This window comes from Streptomyces sp. NPDC059142, from assembly GCF_042755665.1.
Taxonomy (GTDB): domain Bacteria; phylum Actinomycetota; class Actinomycetes; order Streptomycetales; family Streptomycetaceae; genus Streptomyces.
The window spans coordinates 31,012-34,557 of the sequence record NZ_JBHZDA010000007.1 but is presented as its reverse complement, the minus strand read 5'-3'; the positions used below and the strand labels follow the sequence as shown (position 1 = coordinate 34,557).

At 73.1% G+C, this 3,546-nt stretch carries 1 protein-coding gene and 1 pseudogene; one reads left to right on the top strand and one right to left on the bottom strand.

Annotated features, from left to right (window positions below):
- Positions 1 to 290 precede the first annotated feature (290 nt).
- Positions 291 to 3,110, top strand: a complete 2,820-nt coding sequence (locus ACFXPK_RS04865) for a beta-L-arabinofuranosidase domain-containing protein (protein ID WP_385071677.1) — start codon at positions 291 to 293, stop codon at positions 3,108 to 3,110.
- Here the strand turns inward: ACFXPK_RS04865 and ACFXPK_RS04860 are convergent.
- Positions 3,086 to 3,454: pseudogene (locus tag ACFXPK_RS04860) on the bottom strand (ABC transporter ATP-binding protein); the annotation flags it as partial. The gene ACFXPK_RS04865 and the pseudogene ACFXPK_RS04860 overlap by 25 nt on opposite strands.
- Between the last annotated feature and the right edge of the window lie 92 nt (positions 3,455 to 3,546).

Below are 3,546 nucleotides of genomic sequence, written 5' to 3'. Positions count from 1 at the left end.
GTGCGGCGGGGGGGGGGGGGGGTGGCGCGGGGGGCGCCGCGGGGGGGGGGGGGGGCGGCGCGCCCCCGGCCCCCCTCGGCGCGCCTTCGGGGACGGGGCGGGCCGGCCATGGCGGGATCGTTGACGCGCCGACCTCCCGAACCTATCTTCTGATCGGCACTCGGAACGATGTTCGGCAAGTCGAACGACGGCTGTCCCCCCATCGGCCCGTGACCGGGCTTCCGGGAGCCGCTTCGTACCGGTGTCGCACGCTCATGGCCGCATCTCACCGTCGCAGAGACGAGGAAACCATGGCACCCCACCTCTCCAGGCGAGGGCTTCTCCGGACCGCGGTGGCCACCGCCGCGGCCTCGGGACTCTCCTGCGCCGCCGCGTCCCCGTCCGCCGCCTCGCCGACCGCCACCGGGGCCCTCCCGCCGCCGCCCTCCTGGACGGTGCGCCCCTTCGATCTCAAGGACGTCGCCCTCGGCCGGGGCGTCTTCGCCACGAAACGCGCGCTCATGCTCGACCACGGCCGGGGGTACGACGTGGACCGGCTGCTCCAGGTCTTCCGCGCCAACGCCGGGCTTCCGACGCGCGGCGCGGTCGCCCCCGGCGGATGGGAAGGGCTCGACGGCGAGGCCAACGGCAACCTGCGCGGCCACTACACCGGCCACTTCCTCACCATGCTCGCCCAGTCCTACGCCGGCACCGGCGACCAGGAGTTCGCCGACAGGATCAGCTGTCTGACCGGCGCCCTCACCGAGGTCAGGTCGGCGCTCCGCAACCCGCCGGCCGTCCTCGCCGTGCCCGGCAGGTTCGGCACCGCCGCCGAGAACGGCCGCGGCTCCCACCAGTACGTCGACCTGCCCGCCACCGTCCTCGGCGGGGCCCGCGCCCTGACCCTGTCCGCCTGGGTGCGGCCCACCCACTCCGCGGCCTGGGCCCGGGTCCTCGACTTCGGCGACGACACCACCCGCTATCTCTACCTCGCCGCCCGCAACGCCGCCGGAGTACCGCGCTTCGCCCTCACGACCACGGGCGCCGGGGGCGAACAGGGCCTCGACGGCAGGGAACCGCTCCCGCTGGACCGGTGGAGCCATCTGGCCGTCACCATCGGCGACGGCACCGGTGTCCTCTACGTCGACGGGACCGCCGTCGCACGCCGCGAGGGGATGACCCTCGACCCGGCGGCGTTCGGCGCGCTGCGCAACCACTGGCTCGGCCGCTCGAACTACCCCGCCGACCCGGTCTTCGCCGGGGCGTTCGACGAGTTCCACCTGTGGGCGCGCACCCTCACCGCCGGCGAGATCGCGGCGCTGCGGGACGACCGGGCCGCCGACACCCCGGCGGGCCGGGGCGACCTGGTCGCGTACACCTTCGACGAGACCACCGGCGGCACCTTCGCCGACAGTTCGGGCCGGGGCCTGGACGCCACCCTGCGCCGTACCTGGGGAGGGCCCAGCCACCCCGGGTTCCTCGCGGCCTACCCGGAGACCCAGTTCATCACGCTGGAGTCCATGACCAGCAGCGACTACAGCGTCGTCTGGGCGCCGTACTACACCGCGCACAAGATCCTCAGGGGGCTGCTCGACGCCCGTCTGCACACCGGCGACGCACGGGCGCTCGACCTCGCCTCGGGCCTGTGCGACTGGATGCACTCCCGGCTGTCCCGCCTGCCCGCGAGCACCCTGCAACGCATGTGGTCCCTCTTCTCCAGCGGCGAGTTCGGCGGCCTGGTCGAGGCCGTCTGCGACCTCCACGCGCTGACCGGGAAGCCCGAACACCTCGCCCTCGCGAAGCTGTTCGACCTCGACTCGCTCATCGACGCCTGCGCCGCGAACCGGGACGTCCTGGACGGCCTCCATGCCAACCAGCACATCCCCGTCTTCACCGGGCTCCTCCGGCTCCACGACGCGACGGGCGAAGCCCGCTACCTCGCCGCCGCGAGGAACTTCTGGGACATGGTCGTCCCCGCCCGGATGTACGGCATCGGCGGCACCAGCACCGGAGAGTTCTGGCGGGCGCGCGGCTCCGTGGCCGGAACGATCAGCGCTACCACCGCCGAGAGCTGCTGTGCGTACAACATGCTCAAGCTCAGCCGCATGCTCTTCTTCCACGACCAGGACCCGAAGTACATGGACTACTACGAACGGGCCCTCTACAACCAGGTCCTCGGCTCCAAGCAGGACACCGCCGACGCCGAGAAGCCACGGGTCACGTACTTCATCGGGCTGACACCCGGCCACGTGCGCGACTACACGCCGAAGGCGGGCACCACCTGCTGCGAGGGCACCGGCATGGAGAGCGCCACCAAGTACCAGGACTCGGTGTACTTCAGGAAGGCCGACGGCAGCGCCCTGTACGTCAATCTGTACAGCGCCTCCACCCTGACCTGGGCCGAGCACGGGATCACCCTCACGCAGACCACCGACTACCCCCGGGAACAGGGCTCCACCCTCACCGTCGGCGGCGGCAGCGCCACCTTCGAGCTGCGCCTGCGCGTGCCCTCCTGGGCCGACGCCGGCTTCCGGGTGACGGTCAACGGGAGCCCGGTGGAGGGCTCGGCGCGGCCCGGTGGCTACTTCGCCGTCGCCCGTACCTGGCGCGCCGGGGACACCGTACGGGTCCAGGTGCCCTTCCGGCTCCGGGCCGAGCCGACCCCCGACGAGCCGGCCCTCCAGTCCCTCTTCCTCGGCCCGGTCAACCTGGTCGCCCGTGACGCCTCGACGAGCCGTCTGCGGTTCGGGCTCCACCGCAACGCCGCACTCTCCGGGGACCTGCTGCCCACCCTCACCCCGGTGCCGGGCAAGCCGCTCCACCACACCCTCGACGGCGTCGAGTTCGCCCCGTTCTTCGAGGGGACCGAGGATCCGACCCACGCCTACTTCCTGCGGGAGGAGCCCCGCATCGCGTTCGGGAACACCGGGTCGGGCGTCGCCAACCCGTCGAGGCCCGACGGCACGACGTTCCTCGACGAGGTGTGGGCCGGGGCCCCGTTCCGCGACAAGGACACGCTCGTCTCACGGGTACGGAGCACCGTGGACATCTGGGTGTCCGCGGGCCTGCTCGGCCGCGGCGACGGCCGGACGGTGGTGCGGACGGCTCAGATCGCCTCGTACACGCCCTGACCCCGCGCGGCGTGGTGGCGCCCGATCGGGAGCATCAGCGGCCGGCCGGAGACGGGGTCCTCGATGATCCGGCTGTCCAGGCCGAAGACGGCGCGTACGTTCTCGCGTGTCAGCACCTCGGCCGGGGCGCCGACCGCGTGGAGCCGGCCGTCCGCGAGGGCGATGAGATGGTCCGCGTACCGGGCGGCGAGATTGAGGTCGTGCAGGACCATGACGATGGTCGTGCCGCGCGCCTGGTTCAGATCGGTGAGCAGGTCGAGGACCTCGATCTGATGGCTCGCGTCGAGGAAGGTGGTGGGCTCGTCGAGCAGCAGCAGATCGGTCTGCTGGGCGAGCGCCATCGCGAGGCACCCCCGCCGGGGGTGGGCCCCCCGCATCCCGTCACCCGCGGGGGGGGGCGGGGGGGCCCGGTGGGGGGGGTGCGCGGCGGGCGGCA

Excerpts from the sequence above, each read along its gene's own strand:
- ACFXPK_RS04865 (WP_385071677.1), top strand. The coding sequence starts at position 291 with ATGGCACCCCACCTCTCCAGGCGAGGGCTTCTCCGGACCGCGGTGGCC.